This is a genomic window from Mycobacterium sp. AT1 (assembly GCF_002043095.1).
Classification (GTDB): Bacteria; Actinomycetota; Actinomycetes; order Mycobacteriales; family Mycobacteriaceae; genus Mycobacterium.
Genome location: NZ_MVOC01000002.1, coordinates 154,713 through 178,772, shown reverse-complemented (window position 1 = coordinate 178,772; position 24,060 = coordinate 154,713). Strand labels below are relative to the sequence as shown.

The window sequence follows — 24,060 nt, the reverse complement described above, 5'->3', positions numbered from 1 at the left end:
ACGTTGTTCGCAACGGGCCGAGTGTCTCGTCAGCCAGAAGCGTGCTGCCTGCTCATCGTCCGATGAAGGTCGGCGTCGCCTTGGCAAGAAAGGACCTCACCGCGGTGGCATGGTCCGAGGTCGCTCCCGCACGTGCCTGGGCGCGAGCCTCTTCGGCCAGGTTCTCGTCGAGCGTTCGGGAGAAGGCCCCAGCAAGAAGCTGTTTCGACTCGGCATATGCATGGGTCGGCCCCGCGGCGAGGCTGATGGCCAACTCAGTGGCAGTAGCCAAAGCAGCTCCTGGATCAACGAGGCTCGTCACCAGGCCCACAGCGTCAGCCTGTGCGCCGCTGAGGGGTCGTGCAAGGAGAATGAGTTCTCGCGCCTTGGCATCGCCGACCGCACGGGGGAGGCTATGTGCCAAGCCGGAGTCACAGGTCAAACCGATCGAGCTGAACGCCGTAGAAAGCGAGGCGGCGGTGGACACCACACGGAGGTCGCAAGCCAGCGCAAAACCCAGTCCTGCTCCTACGCAGCTGCCTTCGATTGCCGCGATCACGGGTTTGGCCATCGTTGACAGCAATCGCACGGTCGGAGAATAGTCCGCCTCGACGGTGTCGAACGCGTGACTTGGATCAGCCTGGAGCACGGCGGCGTGTTCAGCGAGATCTTGTCCTGCACAGAAATGTCCGCCCGCTCCGGTCAGAACGACAGCGCGAACTGAGGTGTCAACGGCGAGGGCTGTAAGGGCAGCGCGCAAGCCGACTCTGGCTGGAGCGGTGAGTGCATTGCGGCGCTTGGGGCGATTGATGATCACGGTGGCTACCGCGCCGTGACGCTCGAGGAGAACAGTGTCGTCCGAGTGGGTGGTGACTTCGGTGGTGGTCATCAGTCCTCCTGCAGGATGGGTCGGTGAAGTGGTCGACTACGGCCGCGGAATTCGGCGACCGTTGAGGTAAGGGTCACCATGAATAGAACCCGCATCCGGACTTGCGGCCGATGTCGCCGGCGCTGACCTTGTCGCGCAACAGCTGTGGCGGTGCAAAGCGGGGGCCGAGCTCTCGCTCGAGATGCTCCGCGATGGCCAGCCGAACGTCGAGGCCCACGATATCGGTGGTCTTCAGCGGACCCATCGGGTGTCGGTACCCCAAAGTCATTGCGGTGTCGATGTCTTCGGCCGACGCCACCCCCTCCTCAACCATCCGGATGGCTTCCAGGGCGATGGCCACACCGAGCCGGCTGCTGGCGAAGCCGGGTGTGTCCGACACCGTGATCGCCGTCTTGCCCAGTGCCGCCACCCACAGGCCGGCCTGCTCCACCAGGGCGGCATCGGTGCGGTTGCCGACCACGATCTCGACGAGATCGCTGACCGGGACGGGGTTGAAGAAGTGCAACCCGATCAACGCCGACGGTTCGGGCAGAGCGTCGGCGAGCTGGTCGACGGACAAGGAACTGGTGTTGGTGGCCACCGCAGCCGTCGGTGCCGCCGCCGCGATCCGGGCGAGCACGTGCGATTTGATCTCGACGAGTTCCGGTACTGCTTCGATCACCAGTCCGGCGGTGGCCAGGGCGCCGGGATCGGTGACGACGGTGATCTCCCCCGATACCGCGGTGCCTTTCTCCGTCGCTTTGGCCACCGACTTCTTGATCCGCTCTCGTGCGGCTTGCGCACTGGGAGTGTCGTTTTCGACGACGATCACCTGTGCGCCGGCGGCGGCGAAGGCGTGGGCGATCCCCGCCCCCATCCGCCCGCCGCCGTAGACGCCGATCTGAGTGGGTAGCGCTGTCATCGCTTCTCCTTGCGTCGTTCCAGGAACGCGGTCATGCGTTCGTGCTTGTCCTGGGTCTCGAACAGCACCGCCTGCACCACGTTGTCGATGAAGGGATGTGCTTCGCGGGGACTGTGGAAGGCCGACTTGGTGAGACGGACGGCCAGTGCGGACTGGGCGGCGATCCGGTCCGCCAGACGGTGTCCGGCGGCCTCGAGGTCGTCGGCGGCCACCACCTCGTTGAGCAGTCGGACCGCCAGCGCCTGGTCGGCGTCGAGGATCGTTCCGGCCAACAGGATCTCCTTGGCCAGTGGTTCGCCTACCAGTTCGCGGAGCCGCCAGGTGCCGCCGGCGGCCGCCATGATGCCCAGCCCCGGTTCGGGATTGCCGATCTTCGTCGAGGGTGTGCCGATGCGGAAATCGGCGGCGTAGGCCAGTTCCGCGCCGCCGCCGAAGGCGTAGCCGTCCACCAGTGCGATGACCGGCATCGGCAGGCGGTGAATGCGGTCGAAGATGGCCGAGTTGATGCCGGCCAGGGCGTCGTCGCGCCGACGGTCGCGGAGCTGGGTGATATCGGCACCGGCGGCGAATACCCCGCGGGAGCCCACCAGCAGCGCGATCCGTGGTTCGCGTTCCAGCTCGTCGCAGGCCGCGTGGAGCGCGGACACGGTGGCCTGGTCGATGGCGTTGCGGACCTCGGGCCGGTTGAGCCGCAGCACCATCCGATCAGCGTGGCGCTCGATCAGCAGCGGAGCGGTCACGGCCACTCCGGCAACAGCGCCGCACCCCGACCGACCCCGACGCACGATCGGTCGACGACGAAGGCTTCAGACATGGGTGTTCCTCTGGCTCGGGCCGTGGGCGATCACGCGTCGAAATCGACTGTCACCGCGTCACTGACGGGGAAGGTCTGGCAGGTGAGGATGAAGTTCTCGGCCACTTCATTCGGCTCGAGTGCGTAGTTGCGGACCATGTCCACCTCGCCGTCACAGACTTTCGCGCGGCAGGTTCCGCACACCCCGCCCTTGCAGGCGAACGGCAGGTCGCCGCGGGTCTCCTGTGCCGAGTCCAGGATCGTCTTGTCGCGCGCCATCGCCGTGATGGTCGCCCGGCCGTCGAGGTTGACGGTGACCTCGCTGGTGACTCCGTCGGTCACCCGCTCGGCGCGGTTAATTTGGGGTGGTGGCTCGTCGACGTAGAACAGCTCGAAGTGGATGTTCGCCGCGGGCACACCGGCTTCGGCGAGCACTTCCCTGGCGGCGGACAGCAGGCCCAGCGGGCCGCACAACCAGATGTGGTCGAGGTTGGTCAGCGGCACCAGCCGCGCGAACAGCTGGCGTAGACGGTCGGCGTCAAGCCGCCCCGAGAACAACGCGACGTCGCGGGGTTCGCGGGAGAGCACGTGAATGAGGTTGAACCGTTGGTGGAAACCGTCCTTGAGGTCGGCTAGTTCCTCGGCGAACATCACCGATGTGGAGGTCCGGTTGCCGTAGAGCATGGTCACCTGCGCCTGCGGGTGGCGCAGCACCGTGGCGGCGATGGACAGCATCGGGGTGATCCCGGAGCCGGCGGCGATGCACAGGTGCCGGCCGCCGGCGGCCGGATCAGCGCGGAAGCTCCCGGACGGGGCCTGCACCTCGACGCGGTCGCCCACCTTCACCTGCCGCACCAACCACGACGAGAACAGTCCGTCAGGGATCTCCCGCACCCCGATGCGGGGCGGGCTGCCGACCGCCGAACAGATCGAATAGGAGCGGCGGTGCTCGACACCATCGACGTTGCGGCGCAACGTCAGTGACTGTCCGGCTGCGAAGTCGAAGATATCCCGCAACTCTGGCGGGACGTCGAAGGTGACTGCTACCGCGTCGTCGGTGAGCCGCTCGACGTGTGCCACCGACAGTTCGTGAAACGCCTGCCGGGCGGTACTCGCGAGGGTGAGTGTCTCGGTCACGTCAGATCTCCTTCACGTGGTCGAAAGGTTCCAGGCAGGCGGTGCAGCGATACATCGCCTTACACGCCGTCGATCCGAATTCCGACGTCAACTCGACATCACTCGAAGCGCATTGCGGGCATCGCACTGAACGCCGAATGGGATTCAAGGTCAACACAATCGGTCCCGTGTGCTGCGGGGCGGCGCCGGGTGGAGATATCCCGGCGCGCTGCAGCGCGGCCCGGCCGGCGGGCGTGATCCAGTCCGTGGTCCAGGCGGGCTGCAGCGAGATCCGCACCCGGACTTCCGGGAAGCCGCTGTCCTGCAGGCGGTGGACCAGGTCATCGCGCATCGTGGCCATCGCCGGGCAGCCCGAATAGGTGGGAGTGATGGACACGACGACGGTGCCGGCGTCGAGTGCTACGTCGCGCAGGACGCCCAGGTCGGCCAGGGTCAGCATCGGCAGTTCGGGGTCAACCACCGAGGCGGCCACGGCGCGAGCACGTTTCAGTGCCGCCGGTGCAGCCGGCTCGATCACCAGGTGCCCGACGGGTGTGCGCGGGCGACTACCTGCATCTCGGCGAGGAGGTGGCCGAACGCTTCGGTGTGTAACCCGGCGCGGCCTTTGCGCCCCTGGACCCCGGCCAGCGGCCTGGCCGTGGGCCGGTCGACGGCGGCCGTGGTGAACAGCTGCTCGAACACCACGTCGATCTCGTCGGATACCGTCGCGGGGTCCACCCCCACACCGGCTTCGGCGGCGGCCCGCTCCACGGGATGGGTGTCGGTGAGCTCGCCCCGCAGTGGCCAGAGGTCGGCCAGGGCGGCCAGCAGCCGGCGACGGGATTCGTCGGTGCCCTTGGCGAGAGTCACGAACCATCGGCCGGCAAAGTCGCGGTGGTACGTCAGCTCTTTGACGCCCTTGGCCGCCACCGCTGCCAACACGGCGTCGGCGCTGCGGGTCAACTGCTGCATCAGCGCCAGTCGCCACGTGGAGAACATCAGGATCCGGGTGATGGCCTCGGCGAAGTCGCCGTTGGGGACCTCGGCCAGTCGGACGTTGCAGAAGTCGAGACCGTCGCGGAAGAAGGCCAACCGGTCCTCGTCGGGGACGGGGGAGCCCGCTGGCAGGCTCGGCACCAGGGTGGGATCAGCGGCGGCGGCACGGGCCAGCAGTAACCGGGCCTGGCCCAGCAGATCCAGCGCGATGTTGGCCAGCGCGATGTCCTCTTCGAGGTCGGGAGCGCGGCTGCACCATTCCGAGAGCCGTTGGGACAGCACCAGAGCGTCGTCACCGAGCATCAGGCAGTACTTCGCCAGAGTGCTTGCGTCGACCCCGGCGGGCACCGTGGTGTCCACTCCGGCCAGGGGATCTTCGAAGTCGGTGCCGAACGCCCAGTGGGCGTCGTTGACCAAGAGTCCGGCGTAGGCGTTCTCGTGGTCGTCGTCGACGTGGGGCGAGTCTGCGTCAGTCATGGTGTCTCTTTGGCTCACATGTGTGGAACGTGATCGGGGATGTCGTAAAAGGTGGGATGGCGGTACACCTTGTCGCCGCTGGGGGCGAACATCGGGTCCTTCTCGTCAGGACTGGACGCGGTGATCCGCTCCGACGGCACCACCCAGATGCTGACGCCCTCATTGCGTCTGGTGTAGACGTCGCGCGCATGCAGCAGCGCCATGTCGTCGCTGGGGGCATGCAGCGAACCGACGTGCACGTGGTTCAGGCCGCGCTTGCCACGCACGAACACCTCGTAGAGCGGCCACTCGCCGGACTGTGGGGCGCTCACGCGGTCACCTGCTTGGCTGCGAAGGAACGGGCGGCTTCGTGAACCCAGCGGCCGTCGTCGCGGGCCCTTCGGCGGTGCTCGATACGCTGGGCGTTGCACGGACCGTCGCCTTTGACCACAGCCCAGAACTCGGTCCAGTCGATCTCACCGAAGTCGTGGGACTGTCGCTCCTCGTTCCAGCGCAGTTCGGGGTCGGGGAACGTGACGCCAAGGGCCTTGGCTTGCGGTATCGACATGTCGACGAACCGTTGCCGCAGTTCATCATTGGTGTGAGTCTTGATTCCCCAGGCCATGGACTGTTCGGTGTTGGGGGAGGCGTCGTCGGGCGGGCCGAACATCATCAGCGCCGGCCACCAGAACCGGTTCACCGACTCCTGCACCATGGCCCGCTGCTCCTCGGTGCCACGCATCATCGTCATCAACAGCTCGTAGCCCTGCCGTTGATGGAACGACTCCTCCTTGCAGATCCGGATCATCGCGCGGCCGTACGGGCCGAACGACGTGCGGCACAACGGAACCTGGTTGCAGATCGCGGCGCCGTCGACCAGCCAGCCGATGGTGCCGACGTCGGCGTAGGACAGCGTGGGGTAGTTGAAGATCGACGAGTACTTCTGTGCGCCCCGGATCAGCTGGTCGGTGAGATCCTGTCGGGAGGCGCCCAGGGTCTCGGCCGCCGAGTACAGGTAGAGCCCGTGACCGGCCTCATCCTGGACCTTGGCCAGCAGGATCGCCTTGCGCCGCAGCGAGGGGGCGCGGCCGATCCAATTGCCCTCCGGCTGCATGCCGATGATCTCCGAGTGGGCATGCTGGGCGACCTGCCTGATGAGGGTTTTCCGGTACGCGTCAGGCATCCAGTCGCGCGGTTCGATGCGGTCCTTGGAACCGACGATGGCGTCGAAAAGTGCGACGAGCCCGGGTTCAGCGACAGCCGATGACATGGGCACCTCCGGGTGATGCGAGTATTTACTGACCGAACGGTCTGTACTACTCTGGCACGAGGAACGGGCGCCGCGCAACGGGCCGGAACACATCGATCGGAAGGAGGCGCATCGTGAGCGCACTACTGGAGAGTTATGCCGCGGGGCAGTGGTTCCGTGCCCAGGACGAGGGGGAGCCGGTCACTGACGCCGTCACCGGCGAGGAGATCACCCGGGTGTCGAGCCGCGGGCTGGACTACGCCGCCATGGTGGCGCACGCCCGTAGCGTGGGCGCGCCCGCGATCCAGGCCCTGACCTTCCACGAGCGCGCCGGCCTACTCAAGGCACTGGCGAAGCATCTCGGCGGGTTCAAAGACGAGTTCTACGCGCTGTCGGCGCGCACCGGAGCCACGCGGCGCGACTCCGCGGTCGACGTCGACGGCGGTATCGGAACCGTATTCTCGTACGCCAGCAAGGGAACTCGCGAGCTGCCAAACGACACCGTGGTGCTCGACGGTGAGCTCGAGTCACTGGGCAAGGGCGGCACCTTCCTGGGCCAGCACATCTACACCTCGCGACCCGGCGTCGCGGTCCAGATCAACGCGTTCAACTTCCCGGTGTGGGGCATGTTGGAGAAGTTGGCGCCGGCATTCCTTGCCGGACTTCCCAGCATCGTCAAACCTGCCAGCCAGACCGGCTACCTCACCGAGGCCGTCGTACGTCGGATCGTCGAGTCGAACATCCTGCCCGAGGGTTCGATTCAACTGATCAGCGGAAGCGCAGGATCGCTGCTGGATGAACTGACCGAACAGGATTCGGTCGCATTCACCGGGTCGGCGCACACCGCCGGGCTGCTACGCAACCACCCGTCGGTGGTGCACGGCGGGGTGCGTCTTGGAGTTGAAGCGGATTCGCTGAACAGCTCGATCCTTGGCCTCGACGTCGCCGTCGACGATCCGGAGTTCGACTTGTTCGTCAAGGGCGTGGTGACCGAGATGACGGTCAAGGCCGGGCAGAAGTGCACCGCCATCCGCCGGGTCATGGTGCCCCAGGGTATCGCCGACACCGTGGTGAGCGCGATCAGCGCGCGACTGGCCAAGATCACCGTCGGCAACCCCGCCGACGAGACCGTCGGCATGGGCTCACTAGCCAGCCTTGCCCAGCGCGATGAGGTCCGCAAAGCCATTGAGGTGCTGGGCAATTCCGCCGAGATCGTCTTCGGTGATCCGGCGCAGGTGGCCACCGTGGGCGCCGACGCCGAGCGAGGCGCGTTCCTGTCGCCCATCCTGTTGCGGGCCCGGCCCGGGGCCACCGAGCCGCACGATGTCGAACCGTTCGGACCGGTGGCCACCGTGTTTGCCTATGCGACCACCGCAGAGGCGGTCGAGTTGGCGGCCCGCGGCCGCGGCAGCCTGGTGACCTCATTGGTCAGCCATGATCCGCAGATCGTGCGTGAGGTCGTGCTGGGTCTGGCCCCGTGGCACGGCCGGCTGTTGGTCCTCGACCGCGACGACGCCGCCGAATCCACCGGGCACGGCAGCCCGCTGCCCACCTTGGTGCACGGCGGTCCCGGACGCGCTGGCGGTGGTGAGGAACTCGGCGGTATCCGCGGCGTACTGCACCACATGCAGCGCACTGCGATCCAAGCCTCTCCCGATATGCTCACCGCGATCACCGGGCGCTGGACCACCGGGTCACAGCGCGCCGTCGGCGACCTGCATCCGTTCCGGAAGAGCTTGGCGGCACTGAAGATCGGCGACAGCATCGAGTCGCAGAAGCGACAGGTCACGCTCGCCGACATCGACCATTTCGCGGAGTTCACCGGCGACACGTTCTATGCCCACACCGACCCCGAGGCGGCGGCGGCCAGCCCGCTGTTCGGAGGCATCGTCGCGCACGGCTACCTGGTGGTATCACTGGCGGCGGGGCTGTTCGTCGAGCCCAATCCCGGTCCGGTGCTGGCGAACTTCGGGGTGGATCACCTACGGTTCCTCACGCCGGTCAAGGCCGAGGACACCATCTCCGTCACGCTGACGGTCAAGCAGATCACTCCGCGGTCCTCCGCCGACTACGGCGAGGTGCGGTGGGACGCCGTGGTGGTCAATCAGGAGGGCGCCGCGGTGGCGACCTACGACGTGCTCACCCTGGTGGCCAAGACCTGGAACCAGGACGGGACCAACTGATGCACCGGTTGACCATCCAGTACCAGACCCCCGAAGACGCCGATGCCTTCGACCGCCGGTACTTCGATCAGCATGTCCCACTGTGCCACCCGCTGCCCGGACTCCGCGCCGCGTCGTTCTCGAAGCCCTCGGCGCTCGGTGACGGAGTGGCGCCCTACCTGGTTGCCGAACTCGATTTCGACGATGCCGCGGCGCTGAAGACGGCGCTGCGGTCACCCGAGATGGCGGCAGTCGCTGCCGATGCGGCCACCCTGCCCGTCGCCCGGGTCATGTTCACCGGGGAGATCCGACAGGGGTGACCTGCGCAGCCGGTGCGCGTGCGAGCATGAGTCCATGACTGATCGCGCGGGCGCACCGGCGGCCGGCACCGCATCGCCGAGGACGCTGCCGTCGGGTGAACCACGCCCGCAGTACAACCTCGACCGACTGCTGGCCGTCGCCGTTGCGGTGTTCACCGAGCGGGGTTACGAAGCCACCAGCTTCGCGCACCTGTCCCACGCGTCCGGGCTGTCGAAGTCCTCGATCTTCCACCACATCGAGGGAAAGGAGCAGCTGCTCCGGTTGGGGCTGCAGAAGGCGCTCGATCCCCTGATCGCCAGCACCACCGAGGACGGCGCGGTCAGCGGTCGGGCTGTGGACCGACTGATCTTCCTGATCCGGCGCAATCTGGAGATCCTCACGGAGAAACTGACTTACGTGACCCTGCTGTTGAATGTGCGGGGCAACACCGAGACCGAACGGTGGGCGCTCGAACAGCGGCGGTCCTACGACAAGTTCGTCGCCGATGTGGTGCAGGAGGCGATCGCCGACGGCGACCTGCGCTCGGACATCGATGCGCGGACGACGGCGCGGCTGATCTTCGGCATGACCAATTCGGTTCGGGAGTGGTACCGCCCCGACGGCCCGATCAGCGGGGCGCAACTGGCCGATCAGGTGAGTTCGATGTTGATGGACGGGATGAAGGCCCGCCCGTGACCGAAGTCCCGCAGCGCCGCCCGCGCGGCAGGCCGGGGTACAGCCGCGACGAAGTGCTGCAGCGGGCTATCGCCCTGTTCAACGTCCACGGTTACGACGCGACGTCCATCAACGACCTGGCCCGCCATCTCGGCGTCACCAAGTCCGCTGTGTTCTATCACTTCGAGAGCAAGGAATCGATCCTTGCCGCCGCGCTCGACGAAGCGCTCGACGGCCTCGAGCAGGCGGTGTCGGCAGCGACTGGAGCTGCCTCGGATACCGCTGCCTACGAACGACTTCGGGCCACGGTGGCGTCCTCGGTGCACATCCTGGTAGCCCATCTCCCGGCGGTCACGCTGCTGCTGCGGATCCGGGGGAACAGCGCCCTGGAGGTGGCGGCAGTGCAGCGCCGCCGGGGCATCGACGACCAGTTGACGGCGCTGGTGCAGGAGGCCGCCCGGGAAGGAAGTCTGCGCGCCGATATCGAGCCCGAAGTGATCAGCCGGCTGATCTTCGGCATGGTCAACTCGCTAGCGGAATGGTATCGCCCCGACGGGCCCATCGATGAGTCCCAACTGGCCGCCAAGGTGACCGGGATGCTGGTGGACGGGCTCCGTGCACCGTCGTACCCATAGTGCGACATCGATCGAAGTTCGAATCAGAGAGCGACGGGTTTGATGGACGAGAAGCCTTGCCGCGAGGGCGGTCTCGTTCCGTCAGATTTGAGATCCGCTCAACGACCGACCCCGGCATGATGTTCGGTCAGCACACGTCGCGCCGCCTCGGCCGCGTGCCGGGCACCCTCGGCGGAGGTAAGAGTTCGATGATGCTCAGACATCATCTCCACTCCCCAGAGCCCGTCGAATCCGATGCGGTCGATCGCCTCGATGAAGCCGGCAACGTCGAAATCTCCTTGGCCGCAGAGCAGTCGATTGTCGAAGGTGTCGTCGAACAGGGTGCCCGGCACGGTGTGGGAACCGTCGTTGAGCTCGACGGCGAACAACCGCTCGGCGGGGATGAGGTCGACGAGGTCGGCGTACGAGGTACCGCTGCGGTAGACGTGCCAAATGTCGACGAGCAGGCCACCGGCCGGATGCCCAACCTGGGTGACGAGGTCGACGCCCGGATGGATGGTGGGCATCATCGAGAACGCGGCGGGCTCGAGCGCGATCCGGGTTCCGGCTGACTGCGCCTGCTCGCACAGCGTCAGGAACTCGGCGTTGAGGTGACCGGCGTCGACCCGATCATCGGCTTGACCCGCGCCGGCCTTCACGTGGCTGGCACCAAGCGCTGCAGCGGCGTCGAGGAGGTCACGTCGCACGGTGTCGGCCTCCCCGCGCCGCGGGCCGGTGGTCCACCAGTCGTCGATGTACTCCAGCTCGAGTGTAGTGATCCCGTGGTCGTCGAGTAGTGACCGAAACACCTTGTCGCCCATCGTGTTGCGAACGTTCTGGATGTCGGCGTGGCCGATGCCAAACCCGGTGTACCCGGCGGCGGATACCGCGGAGACTCGTTCGGTGACCTCGAGTGGACTGCTGGGACCGGTGCGGGTGGGCATGACGTTGCCTGCCGACGTCCAGCAAGTGGCGAGCAGTCCGGGGATGGGATGTGGCATGAGCGTGCTCTCCTTTGGATTTCGGGGACGTACGGGACGAATTAGCCCGTCCGCGATTCGATATGGCTCATCAGCCGAGTCGTCACGTTGCTGACGTGGGTGTGGACTGCGGCTCGGGCTTCGTCGTGATCCCTGTCGGCGAGGGCGTCCAAGATCTTGACGTGTTCGTCGTAGGACAGCTCGATGTGCTCGGTGAAGCGGTCCGCGAAGGTGATGATGCGCGCGACGTTGTTGCGAAGCCGACGGATCTGCTTGATGAGCATGTCGTTGCCGCAGTTGACGATGAACAGGTCGTGGAACTCGAAATCGGAGTCGGTGAAGGACTTCGTGACGCCGCGGTCCAAGTCGCTGCGGATGCTGGCCATCTTGGCGCGCATCGCCGCGATGTCGGCGGGTGCCACGACCGCGTTGTGGGCAGCGGCGCACTCCAGGGCGAGTCGCACGCCGTAGACCTGGCGCACCAGGTCGGCCGTCAACGGCGGCACCCGGAAGCCACGTGGTCCGGACGCATCGAGCAGGCCTTCCTCCTGGAGGCGTCTGATCGCCTCGCGAAGGGGGGAGCGGCTGATCGAGAACTTCTTGGCAAACTCGTTCTCGCTGAGCGTCATTCCCGCATTGAGGTCGCCGCTGATGATTAGCTTCCGCAACGTGTCGTAGGCCTGTTCGGCCAGCGATGGTGCCCGTTGTGGCGCTCCTTCGAGGATCAACCCCTCCAGTGGGCTTGGACTGCTCATGCCCGCGATCACATCCTCTCGTTCGTTGTGACTGTTGACACACTAGCGGACTTCCTCCTAACCTGTCGACAGGCGACAGTCGCCAGGCGACCGAAGCTCGGCACTGGACCGGGATTCCCCAAAAACCAACGAGGAGACTCCGATGAATCAATTGAGGCGCGGGCTCACGGCAGGCGCGGTGGCATTGGCGCTCGTGGCGGCCGGCACGGCCTGCAACCGGGAATCGACGTCGGGCACGATGGTGGGCTACAGCACCTACACAGTGGCCAACCCCTTCTTCGCAGGCATGCAGAAGGGCTTGGACGCCGGCAGTTCCGAGCACGGCTACTCGCTGGTGACCACCAACGCGAACGGCGAGCCCAACCAGCAGGTCAGCGACATCCAGAACCTGCTCAACCGGGGTGCGAAGTACCTACTGCTCAGCCCGTCGGACGGCAAGGCGCTGGCCCCGGCACTGGAAGCCGCGAAGGCCAAGAACGTTCCCGTCATCGCGATCGCCGACTCGGTGGACGTCGACATCACCTCGACGGTCAACCTCGACAATGTCGCCGCGGGCCGCCTGGCTGCGGACCAGATCGTGCAGCACTTGACCAAGGTCAACGGTTCGCCGCGCGGCAACATCGTCAACCTGACCGGCCTCACCGGCACACCATCGGCGCGGGACCGCGACGCCGGGTTCACCTCGGAGATCGGCAAGTACCCCGACATCAAGATCGTCGCCACTCAGGACGGCGGTTATGACACCGAGAAGTCCAACACCGCGATGAACGACATCCTGCAGGCCAATCCGAAGATCGACGCCGTCTTCGGCGGCAACGACGCCGAGGCGGTCGGCGCATCGGCGGCCATCGCCGCCGCGGGACGCTTCGTCCCCGTAGGCGCACCGGGCCACATCTTCGTCGTCGGCATCGACGGTTCCAAGCCCGGAATCGAGAACGTGCGCAACGGTGTTCAGGACGCGTCGATCAGTCAGAACCCCATCAAGATGGCCCAGAAGGCGATCGACCTGGTCGCCGAACTCGAGGCCGGTAAGCAGGTCCCCAAGAACGTGGTGTGGCCGGCGCAGCTGATCACCCGCGACAACATCGACTCACCGGAAGTCGAGCAGTACGGCATCTGGTCCAACGATGTCTGAGGCCGCGCTCGTCCTGCAATCGGTGAGCAAGTCCTATCTGGGTGTACACGCGCTGACCGACGTCACCCTCGAGCTTCGCCCCGGCACGGTGACCGCGCTGGCTGGGGAGAACGGCGCGGGCAAGTCCACGCTGATCAAGATCCTGGCCGGTGCGCAATCCGCCGACGCAGGTCAGGTTCTGCTCGACGGACGCGCGATGCCCACCGATCCCAAAGGGGTGATCGACGCAGGAATCAGCGTCATCTATCAGGAGCTCACCGACATCCCCGACATGTCGGTCGTCGACAACGTCCTGCTGGGTCGGCCGGCCAGCACCGTCAGCGTCGTCCGGCGCCGCGCGAATCGACGCGCCGCACGCACTGCGCTCGACCGCGTTGGGCTCGGAGACGTCGACCTGTCCCAACCGGTGCGCGCCCTGACGTTGGCGCAGCGTCAGTTGGTCGAAATCGCCCGCTGTCTGGCTCGCGATGCCCGCGTCCTGGTCTTCGACGAGCCGACTTCGGCCCTTCCCGAGCGCGACGTGGAGAACCTCATGGGGCTCATTCGCCGTCTCAAGGACGGCGGCTTGACGATCCTCTACGTCAGTCACCATCTCGACGAACTGTTCACCATCGCCGACCGCATCTGCGTCCTGCGCGACGGCAAGCTCGTCGGTGACAAACCGTTGGGGGAGTGGACCCAACAGTCACTGGTTCAGACCATGCTCGCCAAGGCCCTCGAACGGGCCTATCCGTATGAGGCACGTCCCATCGGCGACGTTCGGCTCGCCGTCTCCGAACTCTGTGCCGCCGGCGTCCGGTCGGCCACCCTGACCGCGCGTGCCGGCGAGATCGTCGGCCTGGTCGGTCTGGCCGGCGCAGGCAGAACCGAGCTGATGAAGGCCATCGCCGGCATCAACCCGAGCGCCGCGGGAACGGTGGCGTGCGACGCCGCGCCACTGAAGCTGGGCAGCATCGCAGCGTCGCGACGACTGGGCATCGTCTACGCCTCGGAGGACCGCAAGTCCGAGGGGGTGATCCTGGACAAGAGCATCCAGGACAACATGATCTACGGTCTCTATCCGCGAGTGTCGCGGTATGGAATCCGCCGCCCCGCTGCCCAACGCCGCTTCGCTATGAATCTGATGAAAACCTTTGGCGTCAAGGCGGATTCACCTGGAACCGCGGTGGAGATGCTCTCGGGTGGCAATCAGCAGAAGGTAGTCCTGGCCCGTGCCGCCGCCGCGGAGCCGGTGGTCATGTTGCTCGACGATCCCACCCGCGGCGTCGACGTCGGCGCCAAGTCCGGCATCTACGAGCACGTCATCGAACTCGCCAAGTCCGGCGCGACCGTGATTCTCACCAGCTCCGATACCGACGAGGTGCTGGCCATGTCCGACCGGGTCTACGTCCTACGCGCAGGGCGCCTCGTCGGTGAAGTCGCCAGAGACGACTTCGACCGCGAAACCATCCTCGAACTCGCTGCGGCGGGCTGACCGAAAGCACCGATGATGACCATGACCTCACCCGCCCTCCCCACGCAGGAGGTTCGGCGCAAGCCCGAACCGGCCACCTCGGCCGCCGACACCGTGCGCCGACTGGCCAAGAGCCCGCTATTCCCCATCATCGCGGCGCTCATCCTGGCGTGCGTGGTGATGTTCATCCTCACGCCGAACTTCCTCACCACCTCCAATCTCACCAACATCGTGACTCAGTCCTCCATCGTCGGCATCGCCGCCGTCGGAGCGACTTTCATCATCATCACCGGCGGCATCGACCTGTCGGTCGGGTCCAACGTCGCGCTGTCGGGAATGGTCGCCGCAACTCTGGTGTCCAGTGGCCTCAACGGGTTCATCGGAGTGCTGGTCGCAATCGTGGTCGCGACCGCGGTCGGTGCGTTCAACGGCGCATCGGTCACCGCGCTGAGGCTTGCTCCCTTCATCGTGACCCTCGCCGTGCTGGGGATGGGCCGTGGTCTGACCCTGCAGATCAGCGGAGGCCAAAGCGTGTACGGACTGCCGACGTCGTTCACCTGGCTCGGTGGTGGCACCGTCGCAGGCATTCCCGTCCCGGTGATCATGACCGTCGTCGTCTTCGCCGTCGGATACTTCGTGCTGAGCCGCACCACCTTTGGTCACCAGGTGTATGCCGTCGGCGGCAACCGGGAAGCGGCTCGGCTGGCAGGTATCCGCGATCGACGGGTCCTGTTCACGGTGTATGCCATCGCGGGATTGTGTGCAGGTATCGCCGCCATCACCCTGGTGGGTCGTCTTGGATCCGCAACGCCCACCGCCGCAACCGGATTGGAATTGCAGGTGATCGCCGCGGTGGTCATCGGTGGAACAAGCCTGTTCGGCGGCAAGGGCAGCCTGGCCGGCACCTTCGTCGGCGTGCTGTTGATCGGCGTGATCAACAACGGGTTGACCCTGCTCGACGTCAGCCCCTTCTGGGTGCAGTTCATGCAGGGTCTGTTGATCTTCCTGGCCGTGCTGCTGGATTCCTACAACTCCCGACGCCTCGCCAAAGCCAAGCGATAGCCCGTTTCGACTCCATTCAGCCAAAGGGAACTCTCACATGCCACTCTTCGACACCGCCAAGCTCGACGATCTGATGGGACAGGCGGACCTCGACGTCATCATCGCCACCTCCAAGCACAACGTTCAATACCTGACTGATGGCCATCGCTTCTTCTTCTTCGACTACATGGACGCGATCGGGGTCAGCCGCTACCTGCCCGTCGTGGTGTACGTCCGCGGCGACGTGGCGTCCACCGCCTACATCGCCAACGTGATGGAGAGCTGGCAACTCGACGTCGCGCCGATCTGGATCTCCGACGTCTCGACCTCGACCTGGGGTGTGCAGGATGCGATCGCCGCGGCCGTCGCGCACATCAAGACCGCCGTCGGCAACCGTCGGGTCCGGGTGGGCATCGAAGCGTCGTTCCTGCCGGTGGAGGCGTACCTGCCGCTGCTCGACGTCGAACAGTTCGAGCTGAGCGACGCCCAGTTCACGTTGGAGCGGTTGCGCGCCAGCAAGCGGCCCGACGAACTGGTCACCATGCGCAAGGCCTCGGAACTGATCATCGACTCCATGGCGGCAGTGCTGGCGCGATGCGGTGAAGGACACACCAAGCGCGAGATCGTCGAGGAGTTCCGGCGCGAGCAGACCAACCGCGGCCTGATCTTCGAATACTGCCTGGTAAGCATGGGCCCGAGCCACAACCGTGCACCGTCGGAGCAGCCCTGGAACCACGGCGACGTGCTGTGCCTGGACTCCGGCGGCAACCTGGGGGGCTACATCGGCGACCTCGCCCGCATGGGAGTGCTCGGGGAACCCGACGCCGAATTGGTCGATCTGCTGGCCGAGGTCGAGGCGATCCAGCAGGCCGCCCGCCAGCCCATCCGGGGCGGAGTGGTGGGGCAGGAGATCTTCGACGCGGCGCTGGCAGTCAAGCGCCGGAGTCCGCACGACGGCGTCACCACCTTCGTCGGGCACGGAATGGGATTGATCAGCCACGAGGCGCCGCGGCTGACACACACCGGTCCCGTCCCGTACCCGGCGACCGACGCGCCGCTGCCGCTCGAGGTGGGCATGGTGCTGTCCATCGAGACGACGATGCTGCATCCGACCCGCGGATTCATCAAACTCGAAGACACCGTCGCGGTGACCGAGACAGGCTATGAGGCATTCGGCGACCACGCCCGCGGCTGGACCCGCAGCACTGCCGAGTCGGCGGCCATAAGCCACTGACCGGTCCGCACCATCCACAGCGACCAAATCCGAACCGACGACAAGGAAGCCATCATGACCCAGGCATCGACCCTCAGCCAGGACAGCGCAACCGACACCATGCTCGCTGCGATCTTCAAGGGTGAAGGAGAGGTCGCGCTGGAACGACGACCCATCCCGCACCCCGAGTCGCCCGACGACATCGTGATCAAGGTGGGGGCCGTGGGAATCTGCGGTTCCGATCTGCACGCACTGCACACCCCGCCCACCCATCCGGGAAAGCCCGGCGTCATCTTCGGCCACGAGTTCTGTGGGGAGATCGTCGAGATGGGCTCTGCCGTCTCGGGACTCTCGATCGGTCAGCACGTCGCCGTCGACCAAAACCCGCCGTGTGGCCGATGCATGCCGTGCCGCGAAGGTGACGGGAACTTCTGCGAGACCTTGTTCGACAATCCCTACCTGGACTACCCGTGGCCCAACACACCCGGATTCTTCTGGGACGGCGGCATGGCCAACTACGTGCGGGTCCCGGCGTACTTCGCCTACCCCGTCGACCCGTCGGTGCCGTATGAGCTGATCGTGCTCGGTGAGCCGCTCGGGTGCGTGCTCAACGCGCTCGACAAGATCGGCGTTCGCTCCAATGACCGCGCCGTCGTGATCGGCGGCGGCCCGATGGGGTTGTTGTCGGCAGCCGCCCTGAAACACCGCGGAGCGCAACAGGTCATCGTCATCGAACCGTCGGCGGCCCGAGCTGCCATCGCGCTGAAGCTCGGCGCGGACGCGGTCATCGACCCGAAGGACGGACCGGTCGTGGACGCCGTCAAGGCCGCCACCGGCGGACGGGGTGCGTCCTGCATCGTGGAAGCCGTTGGATCGCAGCTCGATTCCGCGATCGAAATGGCGGCCGACCAGGCGCGCATCGCGGTGCTCGGCATCAACTCCGCCAACCGCGCGTCGTTCCCTCCGATGGAGGTGACGGTCAAGGAACTGCACATCCACGGCGCCTTCCTCATGCGCTACACGATGAAGGCGGCACTGGATCTGATTCAGTCTCGGGCACTGCCCCTGGAACACGTGGTCAGTCACGTGCTTCCGCTGGACGAGGTGCTGACCGGTCTGCAGCTCGCCCAGCGCGGTGAGGGCCTCAAGATCGTGTTCAAGCCATGACGCCGAAGTGGGTCGTGGTGACCGGCGCTGCATCGGGGATCGGTGAGGGCGTTGCCCGGGCGCTGGCGCAGAGTGGCTTCGGCGTCGTACTCGTCGACTTCGACCGCGACGGGTTGCACCGGGTGGGCGCGGACATTCCCGAGAGCGTCACGCTGGCATGCGATCTCACCGATCCGGACTCGCACGCCCGGTTGCGTGACGCGGCCCGGTCGGTGGATGCGGCATGGGGATTGGTGAACTGCGCGGGCGTCTCGCAGGTCAAGCACTTCCTGCTGACCACGGACGCGGAGTGGACCCGCATCTTGCGGGTCAACCTGGAGGGCACGGTGCGGGCGACGTCCGCGGTGGCCGAGGTGCTGGCCGACAACGGCGGCGGTGCGATCGTCAACGTGTCCTCGATTTCCGGTGTGGTGCCGGCGGCCCTGCAGGCGCCGTACGCCGCCTCCAAGGCCGGGGTCATCGGCTTCACCACCGGTCTGGCATTCGACCTGGGGCCACTGAACGTCACCGTCAACGCGGTGAGTCCTGGCATCGTCCGAACCCCCATGTGGGATGCGATCCTGGACAAGGAATCCGCGGAGAGCGGGGTGCCGGCCGACGACATCTTCGCCGCACACGTCCGGCCGATCCCGACGGGGCAGCCACAGACAAGTGAGGACATCGCCGCAGTCTGCGCCTTCCTACTCGGGCCGGGGGCCCGCAGCATCTCCGGTGAGACCATCAAGGTGACCGGCGGCATGACGACGGTGGACTTCGACTTCCATGCCGGCGCCGGCAGCACGCGGGTGGGCGTGTGACGACCTCACCGATGCGGCTTCGGTCGTTCAGGTCGCAACTGCTCGGTGGTGACACCGTGGTCGGCACGTTCTGCAACCTCGGGTCTGCCGTTGCGGTCGAAGCGTGCGCCGCAGCAGGCGTGGACTGGGTGCTGGTCGACAACGAGCACGGAGTCGGAGGCGAGGCCGAACTCGCCGCCGCCGTCGGGGCCGCCGCGGGTTACGGCGTGCCCACGCTGGCACGAACGGAGAGCGCCGAGCGCATCCGGATCGGTCGTGCGTTGGACCTCGGCGTTGCCGGAATCATGGTGCCGAGGATCGAATCTGCCAGCGGGGCTGAGCAATTCGTGACGTACATGCGCTACCCACCCGCGGGGTCGAGGGGAGTGGCGACGTACAACCGACAGAGCGGCTTTGGCTTGCGGGTTGCCGCGCTCGGCGAGGCCGACGAGTCGGTGGCGGGAATCGTGCAGATCGAGACGATCGGTGCGCTCACCGACGTCGACGAGATCGCGGCCATCGACGGGGTCGACGCGCTGTTCGTGGGCCCGATGGACATGTCCTATGCCCTCGGTGTTCCGCGTGACTTCGACCATCCCGACTATCAGTCGGCGCTGGACGCCGTTGTCGCGGCCTGCCGGGAGCACGGCAAGGCTGCCGGCATCCTGGTTCCCTCGGCAGCGGCGGCCCAACACATGATCGACCGCGGCTTCACGTTCGTCGCTCTCGGCTCGGATTCGACTCTGCTTGCGGGACACCTCAACACCGCCATCGGCGGCATCGCCCGCCCCGCCCCGGTTCGTTGACGCGAGTCTTGGAGCCGAGACCCTCACGTAGACAGGAACGCGCATGGTCGAACAACCCCTTCAGGGCCGCGTCGCCGTGGTCACGGGCGCCGGAAGCGGAATCGGACGCGCAGCAGCCGACGCCCTGAATAAGTTGGGAGCAAACGTGATTCGCGCGATGCGGAAGCCGCCAGCGAGCGAATCCGACGAGCGCATCGATTCGACGCTGGTCCTCGACGTCACCTCGGAGGACAGCGTCGCAGCCGCCGTGCAGACGCTGCTGGACCGGCACGGCCGCGTCGACGTCCTCGTCAACGCGGCAGGCATCGTCGAGGACTCGGAGACCTTCGACCTGTCCACCCAGGCGTGGTCGGCAACGATCGAGACGAATCTGACCGGCACCTTCCGTTGCTGCCGCGACTTCGGCCGGATCATGGCCCGTGGTGGGGGAGGCAGCATCGTCAACGTCTCCTCGATCGCGGCGTTCGTGGCCGGACATCCCGAGAAGCACGTTGCCTACGACGTCTCCAAGGCGGGCGTCACCCACATGACCAGGATCCTCGGTGCGGAATGGGCACCCCTAGGCATCCGGGTCAACGCGGTTGCGCCGGGCCGCGTCGACACGCCCTTGCTGAGAACCATCACGGCTCGTCGGCCCGGGATCGTCGAGGACTGGGAGAGCCAGGCGCCGACCGGACGACTCGTGGAGCTTCGAGAAGTCGCCGACGCGATCGCGTTCCTTGCGGGATCGGGCTCCTCGGGCATGACTGGACAGACCCTGATCGTCGATGGAGGAACGACCCTCGGCTAGATCGCCACACTGGCTCGACAATGAGGCCTACCCAGATGCCAGCACTGACACCAACCCCGGCGACCGGCGAGGCGCCCTACCGCAACCGATCCTCGGGCCGAAACTCGTTGTATTGCGGTAGGACTGACGAGTCCACCCGATCTGGGAACCCGGGGGATCCGGTGTGCGTATCCGACGGTTCAGTCGATCATCGAACCTGGCAACGCTGCGGCGGCCACGCCGAGGATTTCCCGGCGGTCGTCAGCGAGTAGGAAGCCGGCGTCGATGGTCCTGTCGAGTGCCTTCGTGAAGGCGTCCAGATAGTCACGCGAGCCGCCTGGGTACAGCCGGCGCAGCGTGTCGTCGTCGAAAGGAGTTGCGCCGCCAAACGGACCGTTGCCCCGGCCCGTCAGTGCCGCAGTCGGCACGTCGACCCATGGGGTACGGATCCCGCCTCGCGCCATGCCGTGTTCGTCATCAACGAACGGCCGGGTGATCCGCGGCGCACGTGGTGCCGGCGGTTCGCCCGCCGCCCATTTGGTCAGGTGCTCCAGCGCCGCGGCGGCCACGTAGCGGTGCGCGGGCGAGGTGTTGATCGGCCGTGTCCCGAGTTCGAGTGTGCTGGTGAACAGGTCGGCCAACTGCGGTGGCGTCAGCAGCCCACTGTCGCGGTCGCCGCCGAACAGATAGCTGTCGCCGTGTGCGGTCCCGGGGACTTCCCAGACCCGGAGTCGATCGCGGTCTGGTTCGCTGGTGCGCTCCGGCGGTGTCAGGTCGACATCGGTCTCGGACTGCAGGAGCAGAACCGGAACCCTTGCGTCGCTGCGGATAAGCGCCGGATTCGCGACGAGGTTACGTCGGGCGACGTCGTGGTCGGTGCCTTTGCCTCCGACGAAGTAGCCGTCGAGTCGGGGGCCGGCCCCTGCCCATCCGTGTACGAGGTATCCGTCGAACACGGCCGCTATCGGGTCGACCGCGTTGATGTACGAGCTCAAGAACGCCGACGACTGCGAGTGGCCAGTTGCGATCAGCAGCGTCGGCGCCGGGATACCGGGGACCTCGCCGCTACGCAACACCCGTCCCGCGTGGCTGAAGATGTCAAATGACCAGGCGTCTCCTGGGTGCAGCAGAGCAGCATAACGCTGCGGGTCTGCCTTCTTCAGATTCGGGCCGTCGACGATGCCGCCGCCGTCGATGCCGACCTTCTGGGCCGAGACGCCCACCCAGACATCACCGTTGCGGATGATCTGACGGTGCATGAACGTCCAGTCGGGATGGAGATCCCGGCCGCCGGACACATTGAGCCATTCGACGACGGCGCGGCCGCTCCAGCGCTGCAGGTCGCTCGGCCGCCGCACGATGACACGTGTCACGAACGAGGCCGAATCGGCTACCCGGGCGTTCCACTGCCCGTCAAATGTTCGCTCCCCTTCGAGAGCAAAGGATTCCGCCTCGCCAGTCAGCGCGAATTCGGCCTCCGAATATCCCACGAGGTCGAGGTCGAAATCGAGCTGAGGGGTGGGGCATCGTCCCGGCATTGGCGAGACGGTGGCATTGGTCACCATGTGGAGTTCCTGGCGCGAAGCGAGTTGTTGTTCATACCAACCATTTAGGTATCCGTCGGGACAGATGCAAAACCGTTTCGCATCGCGAAATGGGGCACATCCTAATTAGGGTGTGGATGGAGGCGTCCCGCACCCTCGATGCCCGGAGGCACCAGCGCACTGATCGCCGCCGCAGTCCCAACCAGATGGGGGACCAGGCGTCGTTCCAACTCCGCCAGAGTGACGCGCTGGACGGACACCGAGATGTTGATCGACCCGATCGGATGTCCCTCAGAACTCAGTATCGGCGCACCGGCCGAACGATGCTCCATGGTCGTGCCTTGATCGTTCAGCGCGTATCCGCGCGCCCTGGTGGCCTTCAACTCCAGCCGCAGAGCACTTTTCGGCAAAGCCCGGGGCGTCAGACGGTGCGCCTTCGTTGCCTTGAGCACGGCGTCGATCGTCGACCGCTCCTCCCATGCCAACACCGCCCGTCCCAGCGACGAGATGGGCGCAGGCGTCCGCGCTCCGATGTAGGACCCCGTCGTCGGGTGCGACAGTGACGCCAACCGGGCGACGATCACCACATCGCCTTGGGCCGGGACGGCCATCTTGATCGTCTCGTCGGTCGTGTCACGCAGTTCGGTCAGATACGGCTCGGCGAGTTCAGGCAGGGTCATCGCCGACAACGTCTGTAAACCGAGGGACAACGTGCGCGGGCCGAGCCGGTAGCCCTTCGTCGCCGTGTTGCGGATCAGATAACCTGCCTCCACCAGGGTAAAGCCGATGCGAAAGGCACTGGCGGGGGTCACGCCTGCGGCGTCAGCCAGCTCCCGCAGACTCAACTCACGACGATCTGGACCGAAAGTGTCGAGCACTGCCAACCCTCGGGCCAGCGCGGTTACGTGATAGTCACTGGTTGGGCGCCTCGGTGCGCCGGCCGTATCGGTCACCGGGACAACGTATCGGCACCGGGCGGTATCGGGGCGCGCTCGGCCTGCCGCACGTACTCCTCGGCCCGCCGGGGCAGGATCACCCCTGCGTCCATTGCCGCGGCTGCGGCAGCCCGCACCTTTTCCACGTAGTGGCGGTGGGTGGGGTAGAGCTGGGTCAAAGTGTCCGCCGTGAATGGCGTGGTGCTACCTGCCAGTTCGGCGCCGGTGTCCGATCCCCGGTAGGTCGCGGTAGGAACTTCGAGCTCGGGCAGGCGAATGCCGCCGCGTGCGTTGCCGTACTCGTCGCGAAGGAGGGTTACATCTGTGCGGACCGCCAGCGGGGGTTGAGTCGGTGGGGCGAGTCCGTCGGTGATCCACCGGTGAACGTGGCCGACGGCGGCGTCGAAGGTGGGCAACCACGGGACCTCGCTTGGCCTGCCGGCGGACCAGCGCGGCGGAGTGAGCCCATCGCGAGTGACGATGGCGTTCACTGCCTCCAACTGCGGTGCCGGGCCGTGGGAAGCGCCGGCGACTTCCCAGGAACAGATCACGTCGGAGTCGGGCTGGCGTAGGGGCGCGTACTCGGCTGCCTCGGTTTCGGTGTTGAGCACCAGCGTGCGAGTGCTGACGTCATCGCGAACGCGAACCGGTACGGCCCGGCTGTGTCCACGAGCGCCGGCGCCGGTGTCCGGGTGGGCCGCCTCGGGCTCGAAGTCGGCGCTTCTGCCCGCACAAATCAGCGGCATGAACGCGTCGAAAACCTGTTCAATTGGCTGGACTGCGTTGAGGTAAGCGAGAATCCGCGTGCCGGATTGAGACGCTCCGACACCGATGAGCTGCCGAGCCCGCAGCCCACCCAGCAACGGCGAGCCGTCAGGGGCACGAAGAAGCCTTGCGGCTTGGGTGAAGATGTCGTAGCCGACGGCATCGTCGGATACCAACAACCGGCCGTAGCGTGGCGGATCCCAGGCGGTGAGACCCTCTGGGCGGGAGGGGAATCCATGAACGCCGTGCGGTTGCGTCGAGACCGCGACGTAGGCATGGCCGGAGTAGAGGCTCGGCGGCACCGCGAAGCTGATCTCATATCCTGCGGACACGTTGGCCCACTCGACCACGACCAGACCCGAGAACCGACTCGGGTCAAGGGGGCGGCGCACCAGCACCCGGGTCCGAAACGGCGCAGCACTGTCTGCGCGAACCGACCATCGTCCATCGAAAGTCAGAGCAGACGTCGGGCGATAGCGGACTGCGTTGCCCGACAGGAAGTATTCCTCCTCGGTATATCCGAACTTCTGCAGATCGTCGACGCACGCGCCGAACGGCCAGCCATGGCGGCCTCCGGTCATCGGCCCTTCG

At 66.4% G+C, this 24,060-nt stretch carries 25 protein-coding genes; 12 read left to right on the top strand and 13 right to left on the bottom strand.

The window, feature by feature from the left end; all coding sequences use genetic code 11:
- Positions 1 to 52: 52 nt before the first annotated feature.
- From B1790_RS01045 to paaA, 8 genes are all read right to left on the bottom strand, one after another.
- Positions 53 to 868: an enoyl-CoA hydratase/isomerase family protein gene (locus B1790_RS01045; protein WP_079921264.1), complete on the bottom strand. Its 816-nt coding sequence runs from the start codon at positions 866 to 868 to the stop codon at positions 53 to 55.
- 73 nt (positions 869 to 941) lie between these two features.
- The gene (locus tag B1790_RS01040) at positions 942 to 1,769 is read right to left on the bottom strand and encodes a 3-hydroxyacyl-CoA dehydrogenase family protein (RefSeq protein WP_079921263.1); all 828 of its coding nucleotides are present in this window, start codon (positions 1,767 to 1,769) and stop codon (positions 942 to 944) included.
- Positions 1,766 to 2,509: an enoyl-CoA hydratase/isomerase family protein gene (locus B1790_RS01035; RefSeq protein ID WP_369832262.1), complete on the bottom strand. Its 744-nt coding sequence runs from the start codon at positions 2,507 to 2,509 to the stop codon at positions 1,766 to 1,768. Before B1790_RS01035 ends, B1790_RS01040 begins: the two co-directional genes overlap by 4 nt.
- A gap of 104 nt (positions 2,510 to 2,613) precedes the next feature.
- Entirely contained in the window at positions 2,614 to 3,699 is a 1,086-nt protein-coding gene (gene paaE / locus B1790_RS01030) for a 1,2-phenylacetyl-CoA epoxidase subunit PaaE (protein WP_079921262.1), read from the bottom strand.
- A gap of 1 nt (position 3,700) precedes the next feature.
- The gene (gene paaD / locus B1790_RS01025; protein WP_369832264.1) at positions 3,701 to 4,213 is read right to left on the bottom strand and encodes a 1,2-phenylacetyl-CoA epoxidase subunit PaaD; all 513 of its coding nucleotides are present in this window, start codon (positions 4,211 to 4,213) and stop codon (positions 3,701 to 3,703) included.
- Positions 4,213 to 5,151 (bottom strand): 1,2-phenylacetyl-CoA epoxidase subunit PaaC, encoded by a 939-nt coding sequence (gene paaC / locus B1790_RS01020; RefSeq protein ID WP_079921321.1) that lies wholly within the window; start codon positions 5,149 to 5,151, stop codon positions 4,213 to 4,215. The genes paaD and paaC overlap by 1 nt, the downstream gene beginning before the upstream one ends.
- A gap of 14 nt (positions 5,152 to 5,165) precedes the next feature.
- On the bottom strand, positions 5,166 to 5,462 hold the full coding sequence (paaB, locus tag B1790_RS01015) for a 1,2-phenylacetyl-CoA epoxidase subunit PaaB (protein WP_079921261.1): 297 nt from the start codon (positions 5,460 to 5,462) through the stop codon (positions 5,166 to 5,168).
- Positions 5,459 to 6,400 carry a 1,2-phenylacetyl-CoA epoxidase subunit PaaA gene (gene paaA, locus B1790_RS01010; RefSeq protein ID WP_079921260.1) on the bottom strand — a complete coding sequence of 314 codons (942 nt, stop codon included), beginning with the start codon at positions 6,398 to 6,400 and terminating at the stop codon, positions 5,459 to 5,461. Before paaA ends, paaB begins: the two co-directional genes overlap by 4 nt.
- A 113-nt stretch (positions 6,401 to 6,513) precedes the next feature.
- On the opposite strand from paaA, the gene paaZ reads away from it, so the two are divergent.
- The 4 genes from paaZ to B1790_RS00990 are packed head-to-tail and all read left to right on the top strand — an operon-like array spanning position 6,514 to position 10,151.
- Positions 6,514 to 8,562, top strand: a complete 2,049-nt coding sequence (gene paaZ, locus B1790_RS01005; protein ID WP_079921259.1) for a phenylacetic acid degradation bifunctional protein PaaZ — start codon at positions 6,514 to 6,516, stop codon at positions 8,560 to 8,562.
- Positions 8,562 to 8,861, top strand: coding sequence for an EthD family reductase (locus tag B1790_RS01000; RefSeq protein ID WP_079921258.1), 300 nt, complete (start codon positions 8,562 to 8,564; stop codon positions 8,859 to 8,861). The genes paaZ and B1790_RS01000 overlap by 1 nt, the downstream gene beginning before the upstream one ends.
- Positions 8,862 to 8,895: 34 nt before the next feature.
- Positions 8,896 to 9,537: a TetR/AcrR family transcriptional regulator gene (locus B1790_RS00995; protein WP_079921257.1), complete on the top strand. Its 642-nt coding sequence runs from the start codon at positions 8,896 to 8,898 to the stop codon at positions 9,535 to 9,537.
- A complete protein-coding gene (locus B1790_RS00990; RefSeq protein ID WP_079921256.1) occupies positions 9,534 to 10,151 on the top strand; it encodes a TetR/AcrR family transcriptional regulator in 618 nt (205 codons plus the stop codon). The genes B1790_RS00995 and B1790_RS00990 overlap by 4 nt, the downstream gene beginning before the upstream one ends.
- A 98-nt stretch (positions 10,152 to 10,249) precedes the next feature.
- Here the strand turns inward: B1790_RS00990 and B1790_RS00985 are convergent, their stop codons facing one another.
- Together B1790_RS00985 and B1790_RS00980 are read right to left on the bottom strand one after the other, a co-directional pair.
- Complete coding sequence (locus B1790_RS00985) at positions 10,250 to 11,131, bottom strand: sugar phosphate isomerase/epimerase (RefSeq protein ID WP_079921255.1); 882 nt, start codon at positions 11,129 to 11,131, stop codon at positions 10,250 to 10,252.
- 41 nt (positions 11,132 to 11,172) lie between these two features.
- Positions 11,173 to 11,865, bottom strand: coding sequence for a GntR family transcriptional regulator (locus B1790_RS00980; RefSeq protein WP_142270942.1), 693 nt, complete (start codon positions 11,863 to 11,865; stop codon positions 11,173 to 11,175).
- A 142-nt stretch (positions 11,866 to 12,007) separates the two neighbouring features.
- Here B1790_RS00980 and B1790_RS00975 point away from each other — a divergent pair, with 142 nt between their 5' ends.
- The 8 genes from B1790_RS00975 to B1790_RS00940 are packed head-to-tail and all read left to right on the top strand — an operon-like array spanning position 12,008 to position 20,246.
- Positions 12,008 to 13,000, top strand: coding sequence for a sugar ABC transporter substrate-binding protein (locus B1790_RS00975; protein WP_079921253.1), 993 nt, complete (start codon positions 12,008 to 12,010; stop codon positions 12,998 to 13,000).
- Positions 12,993 to 14,474, top strand: a complete 1,482-nt coding sequence (locus B1790_RS00970; RefSeq protein ID WP_079921252.1) for a sugar ABC transporter ATP-binding protein — start codon at positions 12,993 to 12,995, stop codon at positions 14,472 to 14,474. Before B1790_RS00975 ends, B1790_RS00970 begins: the two co-directional genes overlap by 8 nt.
- A gap of 21 nt (positions 14,475 to 14,495) precedes the next feature.
- Complete coding sequence (locus B1790_RS00965) at positions 14,496 to 15,515, top strand: ABC transporter permease (RefSeq protein ID WP_079921320.1); 1,020 nt, start codon at positions 14,496 to 14,498, stop codon at positions 15,513 to 15,515.
- Between the two features lie 37 nt (positions 15,516 to 15,552).
- Positions 15,553 to 16,728, top strand: coding sequence for a Xaa-Pro peptidase family protein (locus B1790_RS00960; protein WP_079921251.1), 1,176 nt, complete (start codon positions 15,553 to 15,555; stop codon positions 16,726 to 16,728).
- A gap of 54 nt (positions 16,729 to 16,782) precedes the next feature.
- The gene (locus tag B1790_RS00955; RefSeq protein WP_079921250.1) at positions 16,783 to 17,874 is read left to right on the top strand and encodes a zinc-binding dehydrogenase; all 1,092 of its coding nucleotides are present in this window, start codon (positions 16,783 to 16,785) and stop codon (positions 17,872 to 17,874) included.
- Entirely contained in the window at positions 17,871 to 18,671 is an 801-nt protein-coding gene (locus tag B1790_RS00950) for an SDR family NAD(P)-dependent oxidoreductase (protein ID WP_079921249.1), read from the top strand. Before B1790_RS00955 ends, B1790_RS00950 begins: the two co-directional genes overlap by 4 nt.
- A complete protein-coding gene (locus tag B1790_RS00945; RefSeq protein ID WP_079921248.1) occupies positions 18,668 to 19,456 on the top strand; it encodes an HpcH/HpaI aldolase/citrate lyase family protein in 789 nt (262 codons plus the stop codon). Before B1790_RS00950 ends, B1790_RS00945 begins: the two co-directional genes overlap by 4 nt.
- A gap of 43 nt (positions 19,457 to 19,499) precedes the next feature.
- Positions 19,500 to 20,246: an SDR family NAD(P)-dependent oxidoreductase gene (locus B1790_RS00940; RefSeq protein ID WP_079921247.1), complete on the top strand. Its 747-nt coding sequence runs from the start codon at positions 19,500 to 19,502 to the stop codon at positions 20,244 to 20,246.
- Positions 20,247 to 20,425: 179 nt separating this feature from the next.
- Here the strand turns inward: B1790_RS00940 and B1790_RS00935 are convergent, their stop codons facing one another.
- The 3 genes from B1790_RS00935 to B1790_RS00925 all read right to left on the bottom strand — a co-directional run bounded on the left by B1790_RS00935 (position 20,426) and on the right by B1790_RS00925 (position 24,050).
- Positions 20,426 to 21,790, bottom strand: a complete 1,365-nt coding sequence (locus B1790_RS00935) for an alpha/beta hydrolase domain-containing protein (protein ID WP_079921246.1) — start codon at positions 21,788 to 21,790, stop codon at positions 20,426 to 20,428.
- A 101-nt stretch (positions 21,791 to 21,891) separates the two neighbouring features.
- Positions 21,892 to 22,722, bottom strand: a complete 831-nt coding sequence (locus B1790_RS00930; RefSeq protein ID WP_079921245.1) for an IclR family transcriptional regulator — start codon at positions 22,720 to 22,722, stop codon at positions 21,892 to 21,894.
- Positions 22,719 to 24,050, bottom strand: a complete 1,332-nt coding sequence (locus B1790_RS00925) for an alpha/beta hydrolase domain-containing protein (RefSeq protein WP_079921244.1) — start codon at positions 24,048 to 24,050, stop codon at positions 22,719 to 22,721. Before B1790_RS00925 ends, B1790_RS00930 begins: the two co-directional genes overlap by 4 nt.
- Between the last annotated feature and the right edge of the window lie 10 nt (positions 24,051 to 24,060).